Below are 15,753 nucleotides of genomic sequence, written 5' to 3' on the forward strand. Positions count from 1 at the left end.
CACCGGCCCGGCAGGCACTGGGGCCGTCACCCCGGCGGAGGCTGCGATCCGACGAGCCACATGGCGAAGAACTGCGCCCCACCCCCGTAGGCATGGCCGACCGCCCGGGTGGCCCCGTCGATCTGGTGCTCGCCCGCCCGTCCTCGTACCTGAAGGGCCGCCTCGGCGAAGCGGATCATGCCGGACGCGCCGATGGGGTTGGTCGACAGCACTCCGCCCGACGGGTTGACCGGGAGGTCGCCGTCGAGTTCGGTGACGCCCGCCTCGGTGAGTTTCCAGCCCTCGCCCTCGCCGGCGAAGCCCAGGTTCTCCAGCCACATCGGCTCGTACCAGGAGAACGGTACGTAGATCTCGGCGGCGTCGATCTCCCGGCGCGGGTCGGTGATCCGGGCCTGCCGGTAGACGTCGGCGGCGCAGTCCTTCCCGGCCTGCGGTGAGACGAAGTCCTTGCCGGCGAAGAGCGTCGGTTCGCTGCGCATCGCGCCGCCGTGCACCCAGGCGGGCGGGTGGGGCGCGCGGGCGGCACCGGCGCGGTCGGTGAGGATCATCGCGCAGGCCCCGTCGGAGGAGGGGCAGGTCTCGGAGTAGCGGATCGGATCCCAGAGCATGGGCGCGGCCTGGACCTTCTCCAGCGTGATGTCCGTGTCGTGGATGTGCGCGTACGGGTTCTTGAGCGCGCTGCGGCGGTCCTTGTACGCGACGAGGGAGCCGACCGTGTCCGGTGCTCCCGTACGGCGCATGTACGCGCGCACGTGCGGAGCGAAGAAGCCTCCGGCCCCGGCCAGCAACGGCTGCTGGAAGGGAACCGGGAGGGAGAGGCCCCACATGGCGTTGGACTCGGACTGCTTCTCGAAGGCGAGGGTCAGGACGGTCCGGTGGACGCGGGCGGCGACCAGGCCCGCGGCGACGAGCGCGGTCGAGCCGCCGACCGAGCCCGCCGTATGGACGCGGAGCATCGGCTTGCCGACGGCTCCGAGCGCGTCGGCGAGATACAGCTCCGGCATCATGACGCCCTCGAAGAAGTCGGGCGCCTTGCCGATGACGACGGCGTCGATGTCGCTCCAGGTCAGCCCGGCGTCCTCCAGGGCTCGGACGGCCGCCTCGCGGACCAGTCCGGCGATCGAGACGTCGTGCCGGGCCGCGACGTGCTTGGTCTGACCGATGCCGACGACGGCGACGGGCTCCTTAGCCATGAGCGCTCTCCCCTTCCAGGACGGCGACCAGGTTCTGTTGCAGGCAGGGCCCGGAGGTGGCGTGGGCGAGGGCCCGGTCGGACGCGCCGCGGTGAATGCGGGCGGCGGCCTCGCCGAGCCGGATGAGGCCCGCGGCCATGATCGGGTTGGCGGCGAGCGCGCCTCCGGACGGATTGACACAGGTGTCGTCGCCGAGTTCGAGGGCCTTGCGCAGGATGACCTCCTGCGAGGTGAACGGTGCGTGCAACTCGGCTGTGTCCACCGGTCGTTCGAAGGCTCCGGCGTGCTGGGCGGCGAGCCGGGTGGAGGGTGAGTCGGTCAGGTCGCGGACGCCGAGGCTGTGGGCCTCGATGCGGTGGTCGATGCCCCGGATCCAGGCGGGCCGCGCGCACAGGGCGCGGGCGGTGTCCCCGGCGGCGAGGATGACGGCTGCGGCGCCGTCGCCGATGGGTGGGCAGTCGCCGGTGCGCAGTGGCCGCACGAGGTGGTCGCCCGCGGGGACGTCGCCGGTGAGCTGGGCGTACGGGTTGGTGGTGGCGTCGGCGCGGCTGCGGGCGGCGATGGAGGCGAGGGCCGCCTCGTCGGTGTGGCCCGCGTCGATGAGCGCCTGGGCCTGGAGAGCGGCGAGCGCCACGGAGTCCGGCCAGAGCGGCGCGAGGTAGTACGGGTCGAGCTGGCGGGTCAGGACGTCGCGCACCTGGCCGGGCGAGGACTTGCCGTACGAGTAGACCAGCGCGGTGTCCGCCTCACCGGTCATGATCTTCACCCAGGCCTCGTACAGCGCCCAGGCCCCGTCCATCTCGACGTGCGACTCGGAGATCGGCGGGTGCGCGCCGACGCCGTCGAGCGCCATGGTGAAGGAGAAGGCCCGCCCGGCGAGGTAGTCGGCGGAGCCTGAGCAGGTGAACCCGATCTCGTTGGCCCTCAGGCCCGTCGCCTCCAAGACCTCGTGGAGGACGGGCATCAGCAGGTCGACCTCGGAGAGTTCGTCCGTACGCCGCCGGTGCGGGCTCTGGGCGAAGGCGACGATCGCCACGTCTCGCATCTACACCAGCTCCTTGTACGTGTCGTAGTCGGCGTCGGGCTCCCCGGTGGGCCGGTAGTGGTCGGGGTGGCGGGCTCCCTCTATCCAGACGGGCTCGACGCGCAGGCCCATGCGGACCTGGTCGTACGGGATGCCGGCGATGCGGCCGTGGAGGGCGAGGTCGGCGCCGTCGAGGGCGATGTGGGCGTAGACGTAGGGGACTTCGATGTCCAGGTTCTTCGCTTTGATGTTGACGATGCAGAAGGTGGTGACGGTGCCGCGCGGGCCGACCTCCACCTGTTCCGCGGTGGCGATGCCGCAGGTGGGGCAGGCTCCGCGCGGCGGCACGTAGACCTTGTGGCAGGCAGGGCAGCGTTCGCCGACGGTGCGGTGGCCCTCCAGGGCCTTGAGGTAGGCGCTCTGGGCGCGGCCGGGGGTGTGGGTGTAGTCGAGGCGGGCGGGGACGGTGATGCCGGTGATCGGATCGGTGAACTCCCCGTCGTGCGAGGCGGGTTCGGTCGGGCCGGGCTCACCGTCGTACGGTTCGAAGCAGGCGATGTCGGTGATCGCGCCGGTGCGGTCGGCCGCCCAGCGGATCCGGACCCGCATCCCGGTGTGCACGGCGTCGGCTCCGGACGCGTCCAGCGCGTGCAGGAGCGCGGTGCCGGCGCCGTCGAGGCGGACGAGCACCCAGGCGAACGGGGTCTCCAGCGGCTGGGCGCGGCGCGGCGACGGGTTCCAGGCCCAGGTGGTGACGGTGCCGGTGGCGGCGACCTCCACCAGCTCGCGGAGTTCGTTCGCGGTGACGGGGTCGTACTCGACGGGCGGGACGAGCACCGTGCCGTCGTCCGTACGGACACCGAGGACGGTGCGCTCGCGCAGTCCGGTGAGGAACGCGCTCTGGACGGGGCCGAGGGAGCGGGTGAAGGGGAATTCGACCACCAGCGGGGCGCTGAGGATCTCGGTCATGGTTCTCTCCAAGGACTCAGGGTTCAGGCGCGGCGGTAGACGGGCGGGCGCTTCTCGGCGAAGGCACGGGCGCCCTCCTTGGCGTCCTCGGTCGCGAACACGGGCCAGCCGCGCTTGAGTTCGGCGGCCAGCGCCTCGCTCTCGGTCAGCTCGGCGCCCTCGTAGACCGAGGCCTTCACCGCCTCGACGGCGAGCGGCCCGCAGGCGTTGACCCGCTCGGCGACGGCGAGGGCCTCGTCCAGCGCGGTGCCGTCGGGGACGACACGGCCGATGAGCCCGATGGAGGAAGCCTCCTGTGCGGTGTACGGGCGGCCGGTGAGGAGCATTTCCAGGGCGTGGGTACGGGGGATCTGGCGCGGCAGCCGGACGGTGGAGCCGCCGATCGGGAAGAGGCCGCGCCGGACCTCGAAGAGGCCGAAAGTGGCGCCCGCACCCGCGATGCGGATATCCGTTCCCTGGAGGATCTCGGTGCCGCCGGCGACGCACGGCCCCTCCACGGCGGCGATCACGGGCTTGCGCGGCCGGTGGTGGCGCAGCATCGCCTTCCAGTGCAGGTCCGGGTCGGCGGCCATCCGCTCCCGGCACTCCTGGCCTTCCATCCCGTCACCCGCAAGCGCCTTGAGGTCCATGCCGGAACAGAACGCGCCGCCCGCACCCGTGAGGACGACCGAGCGCACCTCGTCGTCGGCGTCGGCCGCGAGCCATCCGTCGTACAGGCCGACGAGCATCGGCAGTGACAACGCGTTCCTGGCCCGCGGCCTGTTCAAGGTGAGCACCAGCGTGGCGCCCCGGCGCTCCACGGTGAGGTGTTCCGTGCCGAGGCCTTCCGTACCGACGTGTTCCGTACCGCCCATGACGAACTCCCGTCTGCAGACCTGGAACAGGTTGCAGTAGGCGGGGTCGCAGTTCAATAGTTTTCTGACAGTCAGTCAGATTCTTTCGACGCGGCCCCTTCCCACTTGTGCCGACCGGCGCTCTAATGACGGCCGAGTCACCAGTCATCCGGGGTCAGGAGGAACGGTGGAGTACAACCTTGCCGACCTGTTCGAGTCGGTCGTCGACGTGGTCCCCGACCGCGAGGCGCTCCTGTACGTGGACCATCCCGGTACGGGTGCCGAGCGGCGCCTCACCTACGCCGAACTCGACGACGCCGCCAACCGGATCGCCCACCACCTCATCGACGCGGGCCTCCGCCCGGGCGAACACCTGGGGCTGCACCTCTACAACGGCATCGAGTATCTCCAGACGGTACTGGGGGCGTTGAAGGCGCGACTGGTGCCGGTGAACGTCAACTACCGTTACGTGGAGGAGGAACTGGTCTACCTCTACCGGGACGCGGACCTGGCGGCGCTGGTCTTCGACGGCGAGTTCGACGAGCGGGTGGCGGCGGCGTCCACCCAGGCTCCGGCCCTGCGCCATCTGGTCCGGGCGGGATCCTCAGCCCCGCCCCCGGGCCTGGACGCGGTCCCCTTCGCCGAGGCCGAAGCGTCCGGCTCCCCCTCTCGCGGCTTCGAACCACGTTCCTCCGACGACCAGTTCATCATCTACACCGGCGGCACGACCGGGATGCCGAAGGGAGTGATGTGGCGTCAGGAGGACCTGTTCTTCTCCGGACTCGGTGGTGGTGCGCCGACCGGTGAGCCGGTGAAGAGCCCTCAGGAGCTGGCGGAGCGAGTGGCGGCGGGCGGCGACGGCATCAGCTTCTTCCCCACTCCCCCGCTGATGCACGGCACCTCGACGCTGACCGCGTTCATCGGGTTCAACTTCGGCCAACGGGTGATCGTGCACCGGAAGTTCGCCCCCGAAGAGGTGCTGCGGACGATCGAGAAGGAGAGGGTCACCAGCGTGTCGCTGGTGGGTGACGCCATGCTGCGGCCGCTGATCGACGCCCTCAAAGGGCCGCTGCGCGGGACGGACTGCTCGTCGCTGTTCTCCGTCTCCAGCTCCGGTGCGATCATGTCGGACTCGGTGCGGGCGGAGTTCCAGGCGCTCGTGCCGACCGTGATGCTGCTCAACAACTTCGGCTCCTCCGAGTCCGGCTTCAACGGCACGGCCACCGCTGACTCCGGCCCCGAGCGCGGGTTCCGGGTCCAGGTCAACTCCCGTACGGCCGTGGTCGATCCGGCGACGTACGAGCCGGTGACGCCGGGCGAGGTGGGCCGCATCGCGCAGCGCGGCCATGTGCCGCTCGGCTACTACAACGACCCGGCCAAGACCGCCGACACCTTCTTCCGCAAGGACGATGAACGGTGGGTACTGCTCGGCGACATGGCGACCATGGACGCGGACGGCATCGTCACCGTGCTCGGCCGGGGCTCGCAGTGCATCAACACCGGTGGCGAGAAGGTCTATCCGGAGGAGGTCGAGCAGGCACTGAAGGCCCATCCGGACGTGTACGACGCGCTGGTCGCGGGGGTGCCCGACGCGCGCTGGGGCAGCAGGGTCGCCGCTGTCCTCGAACTGCGCGAGGGCGCTTCGGCGTTGGACCTGGAGGCGGTGCAGAGCCACTGCCGGACCCGGCTCGCCGGCTACAAGATCCCGCGCGCACTGGTCATCGCCGACCGGATCCAGCGCTCGCCGAGCGGCAAGGCGGACTACCGCTGGGCGAAGGCGGTGACGGCAGACGCGGTCGCGGCGGAGGGCTGATCAGGGGACTACGGTCGACCGAAGCACACTTACGGCTTCAGCTCGACGAGGAAGGCCCCCTGTGACCAGTGCACCCCGCACAGACCCGTCCGCCACGCGCACCACCCCCTTCTGGTCCGTGGGCGACCACACCGTCCACCGCATCGACGAGTCGGCGCTGCCGCCGGAGACCGGTACCGGCTGGTCCCGGTCCCGCCGGAGAACTGACGGTCAGCCCAGGCCGAACGACCGGAGCGCGGCGAGGAACTCCTCGGGCCGGGTGGTGTGGACGAGGTGGCCCGCCTTGATGGTGACGAACGCGCCCCCGGGAATGGTGTCCGCCATCCGGGCGAGCTGCTTCTGGTCGATGTGGCTGGTGGGGCCGCCGCCGATGACGAGGGTCGGAGCGGTGATCTCCGCCAGCCGCTCCCGGCCCGCCGGGTCGGGGTCGTTGAGCTGGGCGTCGGTGTCCGGGACGACGGGCCAGTCGAAGTCGAGCTCGCCTTCGGGCCGTTCGGCCGGCGGGCGGGGCGGGTCGAGCGGGAGGGGCGGCGGGGCGTCCTCGATGACGAGCCGGCCGATGAGCCCCGGTTCACGCTGGGCGAGGAGGTAGGCCGCCACTCCGCCCATGGAGTGCCCGATCACGGTGGCGCCGGTCAGGTTGCGGGCCTCCAGGAAGGCGTGGAGGTCGTCGCGGAAGAGCTCGAAGGAGTAGCGGCCGGGCCAGTCGCTGAACCCGTGGCCCCGGAAGTCCGGTGCGTACACGCGGTGTTCCGCGGCGAGCGCCTCGGCGATCCGGGTCCAGGTGAGGGAGGAGCCGGCCCGGCCGTGCAGGAGGACGACCGGCGGTGCGGCGGGCTCGCCCCATACCCGGTAGGCGAGCCGGACCCCGCCCGCCCGCACGGTGAGGAGGCCGGGATCGAGGAAGGCCGCCACGGTACGGGAGAAGCCGCCCGGGTCGTCGAGCCACGGGAAGTGCCCCGCGCCCCGCAGGACGGTGAACTCGCCGTACGGGAAGAGCGCGGCCAGCTCCGTCGCCCGGTCCGGGCTCGGGACGCCGTCGTACTCACCGGCGAGCACGAGCACCGGCACGGACAGCTCGCGCAGGGCGGGGACGGTGGCGGCGGGATCGTACGCGCCCTCGTCGAAGCGGCCGCGCGCCTCGGCGTTGGTCTGCCCGGCGGAGGCGGCGGCGTGGTCCCTGGCCGCGTCGTCCCAGCGGCCGTAGGTGAGCGGCCGGACGGCGGGCCACAGCTCGGCGAAGGGCCCGCCGGCGAACAGCGCCTCCTGGGCGGCCCGGGCCTCGGCGTACCAGGGCTCGGCGCTGCGCAGCTCGGCGGCCTCGCGGAGGTCCTGGTCGGTGACGGGGATGCCGACGGCGCGGGTGGCCGGGGTGATGAGGCTGAGGGTGCGCAGGCGGTCCGGGTGGCGGGCGGCGTACAGCAGGGCCAGGCTCGCGCCGGCGGAGTGGGCCAGCAGGTCGATCCGGTCCAGGCCGAGGTGTTCGCGCAGCGCTTCCACGTCGTCGACGAGCCGGTCGCAGCGGTAGGTCGCGGGGTCCTCGGGTGCGGCGGATCCGCCCGTTCCGCGCAGGTCGAGCAGGACCAGCTGCCGTACGGCGGAGAGCCCGCCCAGGTCGCCGAGGTACGCGCTCGCCCGCATGGGCCCGCCGGGCAGCACGATCAGCGGCTCGCCCTCCCCGACCAGGTGGTAGGCGAGCGGAGTGGTGTCGTACGCGGAGAAGATCGGCATGCGTCCATCCAACAGGAACGCCTGGCGGGCCGGCACCGCCCTTCGCCACGAGCCGATCCGGGGGTTCACCCCCTTGCCAGCGCACCCGGTCTCCTGAATTACTGGTCCCGGCAAGATCGACCGAATGGTCGGTCGTCCGGTTCGGGAGAGGAAGGGCCCTGATGACAGCCATGCTGGACGCGGCGGAACAGCTGAGCCGCACCGACCTGGAGGTCCTCCAGCTCGAACGGCTCCGCACCACGCTCCGCCACGCCTACGAGAACGTGCCGTTCTACCGGTCGGCGTTCGACGCCGCGGGGCTGCGGCCCGAGGACTGTCGTACGCTCGCCGACCTCTCCCGCTTCCCGTTCACGGCGAAGACCGACCTTCGCGACCACTATCCCTTCGGCATGTTCGCCGTGCCGGAGCGGGAGGTCCGCCGCATCCACGCCTCCAGCGGCACGACCGGCCGGCCGACCGTCGTCGGCTACACCGAACGGGACCTGGACACCTGGGCGGACGTGGTCGCCCGGTCGATCCGCGCGGCGGGCGGAAGGCCCGGCCACAAGGTCCATGTGGCGTACGGGTACGGGCTGTTCACCGGTGGCCTCGGCGCGCACTACGGGGCCGAGCGGCTCGGCTGCACGGTGATCCCGGCGTCCGGCGGGATGACCGCGCGCCAGGTGCGGCTGATCCAGGACTTCAGGCCCGAGATCATCATGATCACGCCGTCGTACATGCTGACCCTGCTCGACGAGTTCGAACGTCAGGGCGTCGACCCGCGCACGACCTCGCTCAAGGTCGGGATCTTCGGTGCGGAGCCGTGGACCGAGGCGATGCGGCGGGAGATCGAGCAGCGGTTCGCGATCGACGCCGTCGACATCTACGGGCTCTCCGAGGTGATGGGCCCCGGCGTGGCGCAGGAGTGCGTGGAGACGAAGGACGGGCTGCACATCTGGGAGGACCACTTCTATCCGGAGGTCGTGGACCCGTTCACCGGTGAGGTGCTGCCGGACGGTGAGGAGGGCGAGCTGGTCTTCACCTCGCTCACCAAGGAGGCGATGCCGGTGATCCGCTACCGCACCCGCGACCTGACACGGCTGCTGCCCGGAACGGCCCGCACGTTCCGCCGGATGGAGAAGGTCACCGGACGCAGCGACGACATGGTGATCCTGCGCGGGGTCAACCTGTTCCCGACGCAGATCGAGGAGATCGTGCTGCGTACCCCCGCCGTCGCCCCGCACTTCCAGCTCCTGCTGACCCGGCAGGGCCGACTGGACGCGCTGACGGTACGGGCGGAGGCGCGGGCGGACGCGACGGCGGCCGAGCGGGAGAAGGCGGCGCTCGCGATCGCGGCGGCGGTGAAGGACGGGGTCGGGGTGTCGGTGGGCGTCGAGATCGTGGAGCCGGAGTCGCTGGAGCGCTCGGTGGGCAAGATCCGGCGGATCGTGGACCTGCGGGAGTCCGGCGCGGAGTGAGCGGCCCTGGTGACGGGCGTGTGAGCGGCGAGGTGAGGAGCATCGGCGCCGGGCGCATTCACAGCGAGGTGAACAGCCCCGGTGACCGGTGTGTTCACATCACCGCAACACCCGTTCCCACTATGCGGACACCTGCTCGAAAATCTCGACAGCGAGGCCCGCGCACTGCCAGTCTCCCGCTATGCATCTCGCCAACCGTTCCCTGGTCACCACGGTCACCGCCGTCACCTCCGCCGTCGTCCTCTGCGCCGCGCTGACCGGCTGCGCGCCGCAAGCGGAGGAGAAGCCGAAGGCCTCGGGTCAGGCCGGCGCGACGACCGAGGCGTGCGCGCCGGGCGGGCTCGCCACCGAGGTCGAGGGGAAGCTGACCGTCGGCACGGACAAGCCCGCGTACGCGCCCTGGTTCTCTGACGACGAGCCGTCCAACGGCAAGGGGTTCGAGTCGGCGGTGGCGTACGCCGTGGCGAAGCGGCTCGGTTACGGCCGCGATGCGGTGGTCTGGCAGCACGTTCCGTTCAACAGCGCGTTCGCGCCCGGCGCCAAGAAGTTCGACTTCGACATCAACCAGGTCTCCATCAGCGAGTCCCGGAAGAAGGCCGTGGCGTTCTCGTCCGGCTACTACGACGTCCGTCAGGCGGTCGTCGCGCTCACGTCGTCGAAGGCGTCCGGAGCGAAGAGCGTGGCGGATCTCAAGGACGTCAAGCTGGGCGCCCAGGTGGGCACCACCAGCCTGGAGTTCATCAACGACCTGGTGAAGCCGGACACCAAGCCGGCCGTCTACCAGCGCAACGACTTCGCCAAGTCGGCTCTCAAGACCGGCCAGGTGGACGCCATCGTGGTGGACCTGCCGACCGCGTTCTACATCACCGGGGCCGAGGTGCCGGAGGCGAAGGTCGTCGGCCAGTTCCAGAACTCGGCCGATGATCCTGAGCAGTTCGGCCTGGTCCTGGACAAGGAGTCCACGCTGACCTCCTGCGTGAGCGGCGCCGTGGACGCCCTGCGGAAGGACGGCACGCTCGCCGCCCTGGAGAAGGAGTGGCTCTCCGACGCCGTCGACGCGCCGGTGCTCAAGTGACGCTGCACAAGGCGCTGCCCGGCGAGGACACCTATGTCCCGTCCGAGCGCCGGATCGCCCGCGAGCGCCACCGGCGGGCCCGCACCCGGCGGGCGACCGCGATCGCCGCGACCAGCACGCTGGTGGTGGGCACGGTGCTGTTCCTGCTGATCACGGGCTCGCCGGGCTGGGACCGTACGCAGGAGACGTTCTTCAGCCCGCACTACGCACGCGTCGCCCTGCCGCAGGTCCTGGAGGGCCTGTGGCTGAACCTCCGCCTGCTGGCGGTGTGCGGCAGCGCCGTGCTGGCGTTCGGCCTGCTGCTCGCCGTGGCCCGTACGCTGCGCGGGCCGGTCTTCTTCCCGGTCCGGGCGCTGGCCACCGCCTACACCGACTTCTTCCGTGGACTGCCGCTGATCATCTGCTTGTTGATGGTCGTCTTCGGCGTGCCGGCGCTGCGCCTGGAGGGCGTGACGAACGATCCGGTGCTGCTGGGCGGCGCCGCGCTGGTGCTGACGTACTCGGCGTACGTGGCGGAGGTCTTCCGGGCCGGCATCGAGTCCGTGCACCCCTCGCAGCGGGCCGCCGCGCGGTCGCTGGGACTCAGCAGCGGCCAGACGCTCCGGTTCGTCGTGCTGCCGCAGGCGGTACGCCGGGTGGTGCCGCCGCTCCTCAACGACCTGGTCTCCCTCCAGAAGGACACCGGGCTCGTCTCGATCGCCGGGGCGGTCGACGCCGTGTACGCGGCGCAGATCATCGCCAGCAAGGACTTCAACTACACGCCGTACGTCGTGGCGGGCCTGGTGTTCGTCGCGCTGACCATCCCGATGACCCGGCTCACCGACTGGGTGACGGCCCGGATGGACCGGCGGCGGGCCCAGGGAGGACTGGTATGAGCAGCGCGCCCGTGCTGCGGATGGAGGCGGTCCGCAAGTCGTTCGGTACGTCGCTGGTCCTGCGGGACGTGGATCTGGAGGTCGCCCCGCACACCGTGACCGCGCTGATCGGCGCCTCCGGCTCCGGGAAGTCGACCCTGCTGCGGTGCGCCAACCTCCTGGAGGAGATCGACGACGGGGCGATCTGGCTGGAGGGCGAGGAGATCACCGACCCCCGGACGGACCCGGACGCGGTGCGCCGGCGGATCGGCGTGGTCTTCCAGGCGTACAACCTCTTCCCGCACCTCACCGTCCTGCAGAACATCACGCTCGCCCCGCAGCGCGTCCACGGCCTCTCCCGCGCCGAGGCGGAGGGACAGGCCCGCGAGCTGCTGGATCGGCTGGGGCTCGGCGCGAAGGCGGACGAGTACCCGGACCGGCTCAGCGGCGGCCAGCAGCAGCGTGCGGCGATCGTTCGGGCGTTGGCGGTACGGCCCCGGCTGCTGCTCCTGGACGAGATCACCGCCGCCCTGGACCCGGAGCTGGTGGGCGAGGTGCTGGGCCTGGTCCGTGAGGTGAAGGACGAGGGCATGACGATGGTGATCGCCACCCACGAGATGGCCTTCGCCCGCGAGGTCGCCGACCAGGTCTGCTTCCTGGACGCGGGGGTGGTGCTGGAACGCGGCACACCGGGCGAGGTGTTCGGCGCGCCGCGCGAGGAGCGTACGCGGAGGTTTCTGCGGCGGATCGTGGAGGCGGGGCGGCTGTGAGAGGTGCCGGGCGCTCCGGGCCTTGCACCGGCGCGCCGGCCTCCGCCCCACGTCGCGCCGGCCTCCGCCGGGCCGGACGCGGGTGAGATCGGAGGCGACGCCGTGCCCGGGAGCCGGTCCAGGACTCGTACGCTTGCGCGGTGTCCCAGGAATCCGGCCCGAACGGCCCCTCAGAACCGCTGACCACCGACGCGGTCACGCGCATCGTGCTCCGCCCGATCGCCAGCCCGCTGCCGCTGGGCTTCTTCGCCCTCGGCATGGGCAGTACTGTCCTGTCCTCGCTCCAGCTCGGCTGGGTACCGGCCGCGCAGAGCAGCATCCTTCTGCTCCTCGTCCTCATCTTCGTCGTGCCGCTCCAGCTCGTCGGCGGGATCTTCGCCTTCCTGGCCCGCGACGCGGGCGCCGGCACGGCGCTGCTGCTGCTCGGTGCCGCCTGGGCGGGGACGAGCGTGACGTCCCTGGATTCGCCGCCCGGCAAGCCGGTGGTGGCCCAGGCCGTCTTCCTCCTGGCCCTCGTCCCGTTCGTGCTCGCGCTCGCCGGGGCGGCCGCGCAGTCCAAGCCGCTGTTCGCCGCCCTGCTCACCATGACCGCGGTGCGCTTCGCCCTCACCGGCCTCTACGAGGCGGGCCTCGGGAACACGCTCCAGGTCGCGGCGGGCTGGACCGGCCTCGGCATCGGCGTCTTCGCGCTCTACGGCGGACTCGCCCTGCTCGTCGAGGACGGCAAACAGCGCACCGTGCTGCCCCTCTTCCGCCGCGGCAAGGCCCGCGAGTCCATCGAGGGCGACCTGCGCGAACAGCTCACCGAGGCCCAGCAGGAGGCCGGGGTCCGCCACCAGCTGTGAGGCCCGCCGGAGGGGGGACGCCCGCCGGCGGCTGTGCCGGGCTCAGCAGCGGTCCGCGCTCCAGCTCAGCTCGGCGTAGACGGCGTTGTGGTCGGACCGCCGGCGGTGGACCTCCGCCCACCTGGCGTCCTCCTCGGCCTGGCTGGTGACCCGTGCGGGCTCTCCCCGGTCCTTGTAGACCTCTCCGGCGCCGACGACGCAGCGCAGGCCCGTGCCGTGGAAGAGGTGGTCGATGGGGAGGTTCCGGTAACCCCGGCCGGGCCCCGCCGACGGCCCCAGGACCGGGCTGTAGGCGGTGGTGAACTCCGTCCGGTGGAGCGTGCTGGTCCGGCGGTCCACCGGGACGGCGTCGGCGAGGCGGCCGGTGTACCGCTCGAAGGCCTGGTTCAGATGGGTTCCGGCCGTGTCGTCGTTCCTGGTGGAGTTGAAGTCGCCCGCGAGGACGGTGCGGGTGCCCAGCGGGAGCTGCCGGGTGATCCCCTCGGCCAGCCGGTCGACCTCCCGCCGCTGCCGGGGGCCGTCACCGTGCGCCAGGTGCACGTTGACGACCGTGACCCGGTGGCCGGTCCCCTTCCGCGCGAACTGGGCCCAGGGAAAGACCTTGGTGTCAGGCTGCGGCTCCCCGACCCCGACCACGCCGCCGTCGGTCCTCGTCAGGGTCGCGGTGTTGTACAGAATCCAGCGCTGGTCCTGCTTCTGGGCGATCCGATACCCCGGGAAGGCCCGCTCCAGCTTCTCGCCGTTCCCCTCCGGTCCCGTACTGACCTCCTTGTAGTGCGCCTCCTGGAGCGCGAGCACATCGGGGCGCTTCGTGCCGCCGTCCCGTCCGATGACCCACTCACCGATCTGGGCGAGGCGCGCGTCGGTGCCGGAAAGTCCGTACGCCTGGGAGCACTTGGTGTTCATGCAGACGTTGTACGTGAGCAGGCGGACGGTTTCCGGGTCCGGATTGTCCGCGACGACCGCGTGCGCGGGCGCCCCGGCGCCTGAGCAGATCAGCAGCGACGCCAGCGCTACGGCGACCGCGCGGGCCCGATGACCACGCGACGACTGGACGGCCATGTCCCGCTCCTCCCGACGGTCGGAACAGTCTCGCAGAAGGAGAGCGCGACGACCGGCCGGCCGCCGGTTTCCGACGCTCAACGATCTTTTGGTCCAGACCTCTTGACGATTGGTCTAGGCCTTCTTAGGGTCACGGCAACACTGCAGAGGTGCCGAGAAGAGACATCACGTGCTCGAGGCCACGCAGGGTTGTCAGGCCAGGGACCCCCCATGGCCTCCGGAGTTCACCCGAGGAGCCTTCCTTGAGCACCGACGCACGATGGCGCAGAGCCAGACCCACCCGGAGCACCAGCCCGAACAAGCGGTCCAAAGCCCTCGCGGGCGCCACCGCACTGCTCCTCCCGCTGGCCGCCATGGTCGGCCTCGCCAGCCCCGCGGAAGCCGCGACCTCGGCCACCGCCACCTACACCAAGGCCTCCGACTGGGGCTCCGGTTTCGAGGGCAAGTGGACGGTGAAGAACACCGGCACCACCACGCTCACCTCCTGGACCGTCGAGTGGGACTTCCCCGCGAACACCAAGGTCACCTCGGCCTGGGACGCGACCGTCACCAACTCCGCGAACCGCTGGACGGCGAAGAGCCTCGGCTGGAACGGCACCCTGGCCCCCGGCGCGTCCGCCTCCTTCGGGTTCAACGGCTCCGGCTCCGGCGCGCCCTCCGGCTGCAAGCTCAACGGCAACCCCTGCGACGGCGGCCCCACCGTCCCCGGTGACAACGCCCCCTCCGCCCCGGGCAAGCCCACCGCGAGCGACATCACCAACACCTCGGTGAAGCTGTCCTGGGCGGCCGCCACGGACGACAAGGGCATCAAGAACTACGACGTCAAGCGCAACGGCGCCACCGTCGCCACGGTCACCGGCACCAGCTGGACCAACACCGGCCTGACCGCCGGCACCGACTACAGCTACACCGTGGTCGCCCGCGACACCGCCGACCAGACCGGCCCGGCCTCGGCCGCCACCACGGTCCGCACCACCGGCGGCGGTGGCGGCGAGAACCCCGGCGGCGGCAAGATCAACCTGGGCTACTTCACCAACTGGGGCTCCTACACGGTGAAGAACCTCGTGACCTCCGGCTCCGCCGAGAAGATCACGCACATCAACTACGCGTTCGGCAACGTGCAGAACGGCAAGTGCACCATCGGCGACGCGTACGAGGACTACGAGAAGTCCTACACCGCCGCCAACTCCGTCGACGGCAAGGCCGACGTCTGGGACCAGCCGCTGCGCGGCCACTTCAACCAGCTCCGCAAGCTGAAGGCGCAGTACCCGCACATCAAGATCCTGTGGTCGTTCGGCGGCTGGACCTGGTCCGGCGGCTTCGGCCAGGCCGTCCAGAACCCGACCGCGTTCGCGCAGTCCTGCTACGACCTGGTCGAGGACCCGCGCTGGGCCGATGTCTTCGACGGCATCGACCTGGACTGGGAGTACCCGAACGCCTGTGGTCTGACCTGTGACAGCAGCGGCCCGGCGTCGATCAAGAACATGATGCAGGCCATGCGCGCCAAGTTCGGCCCGAACAACCTGCTCACCGCGGCCATCACCGCGGACGGCTCCAACGGCGGCAAGCTGGACGCGGCCGACTACGGCGGCGCCGCGCAGTACATCGACTGGTACGACGTGATGACGTACGACTACTTCGGCAGTTGGGCCGCGCAGGGTCCGACGGCCCCGCACTCCCCGCTGACCTCGTACCCCGGCATTCCGGCTCAGGGCTTCAACTCGGCGGACGCGATCGCCAAGCTGCGGGCCAAGGGCGTCCCGGCCTCCAAGCTGCTGCTCGGCATCGGCTTCTACGGCCGCGGCTGGACCGGAGTCACCCAGTCCGCCCCCGGTGGCACCGCCACCGGCCCGGCGGCCGGCATCGAGCCCGGCAACCAGTACTACAAGGTCCTGAAGACCACCTGCCCGGCCACCGGCACCGTCGGCGGCACGGCGTACGCCCACTGCGGCAACAACTGGTGGAGCTACGACACCCCGGCGACCGTCGGCACCAAGATGGCCTGGGCGAAGAGCCAGGGCCTGGGTGGCGCGTTCTTCTGGGAGTTCAACGGCGACACCGCCAACGGCGAACTCGTGACCGCGATCAGCAACGGTCTGAAGTAGGCACGGCCTGAAGTAGGCACCG

Annotated in this window: 13 protein-coding genes; 7 read left to right on the forward strand and 6 right to left on the reverse strand. The window is 71.3% G+C overall.

Features of this window, described 5'->3' with window-relative positions; genetic code table 11:
- Positions 1-26: 26 nt before the first annotated feature.
- Genes ACIRR8_RS19205 through ACIRR8_RS19220 form a run of 4 tightly spaced genes read right to left on the reverse strand, consistent with a single transcriptional unit; the run spans position 27 to position 4,040 of the window.
- Complete coding sequence (locus tag ACIRR8_RS19205) at positions 27-1,193, reverse strand: thiolase domain-containing protein (protein ID WP_404065934.1); 1,167 nt, start codon at positions 1,191-1,193, stop codon at positions 27-29.
- Positions 1,186-2,238, reverse strand: a complete 1,053-nt coding sequence (locus tag ACIRR8_RS19210) for a thiolase domain-containing protein (protein WP_404065937.1) — start codon at positions 2,236-2,238, stop codon at positions 1,186-1,188. Before ACIRR8_RS19210 ends, ACIRR8_RS19205 begins: the two co-directional genes overlap by 8 nt.
- On the reverse strand, positions 2,239-3,186 hold the full coding sequence (locus ACIRR8_RS19215) for a Zn-ribbon domain-containing OB-fold protein (protein ID WP_404065939.1): 948 nt from the start codon (positions 3,184-3,186) through the stop codon (positions 2,239-2,241).
- Positions 3,187-3,209: 23 nt separating this feature from the next.
- The gene (locus tag ACIRR8_RS19220) at positions 3,210-4,040 is read right to left on the reverse strand and encodes a crotonase/enoyl-CoA hydratase family protein (RefSeq protein ID WP_404065942.1); all 831 of its coding nucleotides are present in this window, start codon (positions 4,038-4,040) and stop codon (positions 3,210-3,212) included.
- A gap of 166 nt (positions 4,041-4,206) precedes the next feature.
- Here ACIRR8_RS19220 and ACIRR8_RS19225 point away from each other — a divergent pair, with 166 nt between their 5' ends.
- A complete protein-coding gene (locus ACIRR8_RS19225; RefSeq protein ID WP_404065944.1) occupies positions 4,207-5,832 on the forward strand; it encodes an acyl-CoA synthetase in 1,626 nt (541 codons plus the stop codon).
- 210 nt (positions 5,833-6,042) lie between these two features.
- Here the strand turns inward: ACIRR8_RS19225 and ACIRR8_RS19230 are convergent, their stop codons facing one another.
- Positions 6,043-7,563, reverse strand: coding sequence for an alpha/beta fold hydrolase (locus ACIRR8_RS19230; RefSeq protein ID WP_404065946.1), 1,521 nt, complete (start codon positions 7,561-7,563; stop codon positions 6,043-6,045).
- 161 nt (positions 7,564-7,724) lie between these two features.
- On the opposite strand from ACIRR8_RS19230, the gene paaK reads away from it, so the two are divergent.
- The 5 genes from paaK (at position 7,725) to ACIRR8_RS19255 (ending at position 12,564) form a co-directional block, all read left to right on the forward strand.
- Positions 7,725-9,020 (forward strand): phenylacetate--CoA ligase PaaK, encoded by a 1,296-nt coding sequence (gene paaK / locus ACIRR8_RS19235; protein WP_404065949.1) that lies wholly within the window; start codon positions 7,725-7,727, stop codon positions 9,018-9,020.
- Positions 9,021-9,201: 181 nt separating this feature from the next.
- Positions 9,202-10,095 carry an ABC transporter substrate-binding protein gene (locus ACIRR8_RS19240; RefSeq protein WP_404065952.1) on the forward strand — a complete coding sequence of 298 codons (894 nt, stop codon included), beginning with the start codon at positions 9,202-9,204 and terminating at the stop codon, positions 10,093-10,095.
- On the forward strand, positions 10,092-10,970 hold the full coding sequence (locus ACIRR8_RS19245) for an amino acid ABC transporter permease (protein ID WP_404065955.1): 879 nt from the start codon (positions 10,092-10,094) through the stop codon (positions 10,968-10,970). Before ACIRR8_RS19240 ends, ACIRR8_RS19245 begins: the two co-directional genes overlap by 4 nt.
- Complete coding sequence (locus tag ACIRR8_RS19250; protein WP_404065957.1) at positions 10,967-11,719, forward strand: amino acid ABC transporter ATP-binding protein; 753 nt, start codon at positions 10,967-10,969, stop codon at positions 11,717-11,719. Before ACIRR8_RS19245 ends, ACIRR8_RS19250 begins: the two co-directional genes overlap by 4 nt.
- 140 nt (positions 11,720-11,859) lie before the next feature.
- On the forward strand, positions 11,860-12,564 hold the full coding sequence (locus ACIRR8_RS19255; protein ID WP_404065960.1) for a GPR1/FUN34/YaaH family transporter: 705 nt from the start codon (positions 11,860-11,862) through the stop codon (positions 12,562-12,564).
- A gap of 42 nt (positions 12,565-12,606) precedes the next feature.
- On the opposite strand, the gene ACIRR8_RS19260 is transcribed toward ACIRR8_RS19255, so the two are convergent.
- Positions 12,607-13,626 (reverse strand): endonuclease/exonuclease/phosphatase family protein, encoded by a 1,020-nt coding sequence (locus tag ACIRR8_RS19260; RefSeq protein ID WP_404065963.1) that lies wholly within the window; start codon positions 13,624-13,626, stop codon positions 12,607-12,609.
- Between the two features lie 242 nt (positions 13,627-13,868).
- Between ACIRR8_RS19260 and ACIRR8_RS19265 the strand changes: the two genes are divergently transcribed.
- Positions 13,869-15,731, forward strand: coding sequence for a glycosyl hydrolase family 18 protein (locus tag ACIRR8_RS19265; protein WP_404065965.1), 1,863 nt, complete (start codon positions 13,869-13,871; stop codon positions 15,729-15,731).
- The last annotated feature ends 22 nt before the right edge of the window (positions 15,732-15,753 follow it).

The sequence above is a fragment of the Streptomyces sp. NPDC101178 genome (genome assembly GCF_044767965.1).
Taxonomy (GTDB): Bacteria; Actinomycetota; Actinomycetes; order Streptomycetales; family Streptomycetaceae; genus Streptomyces.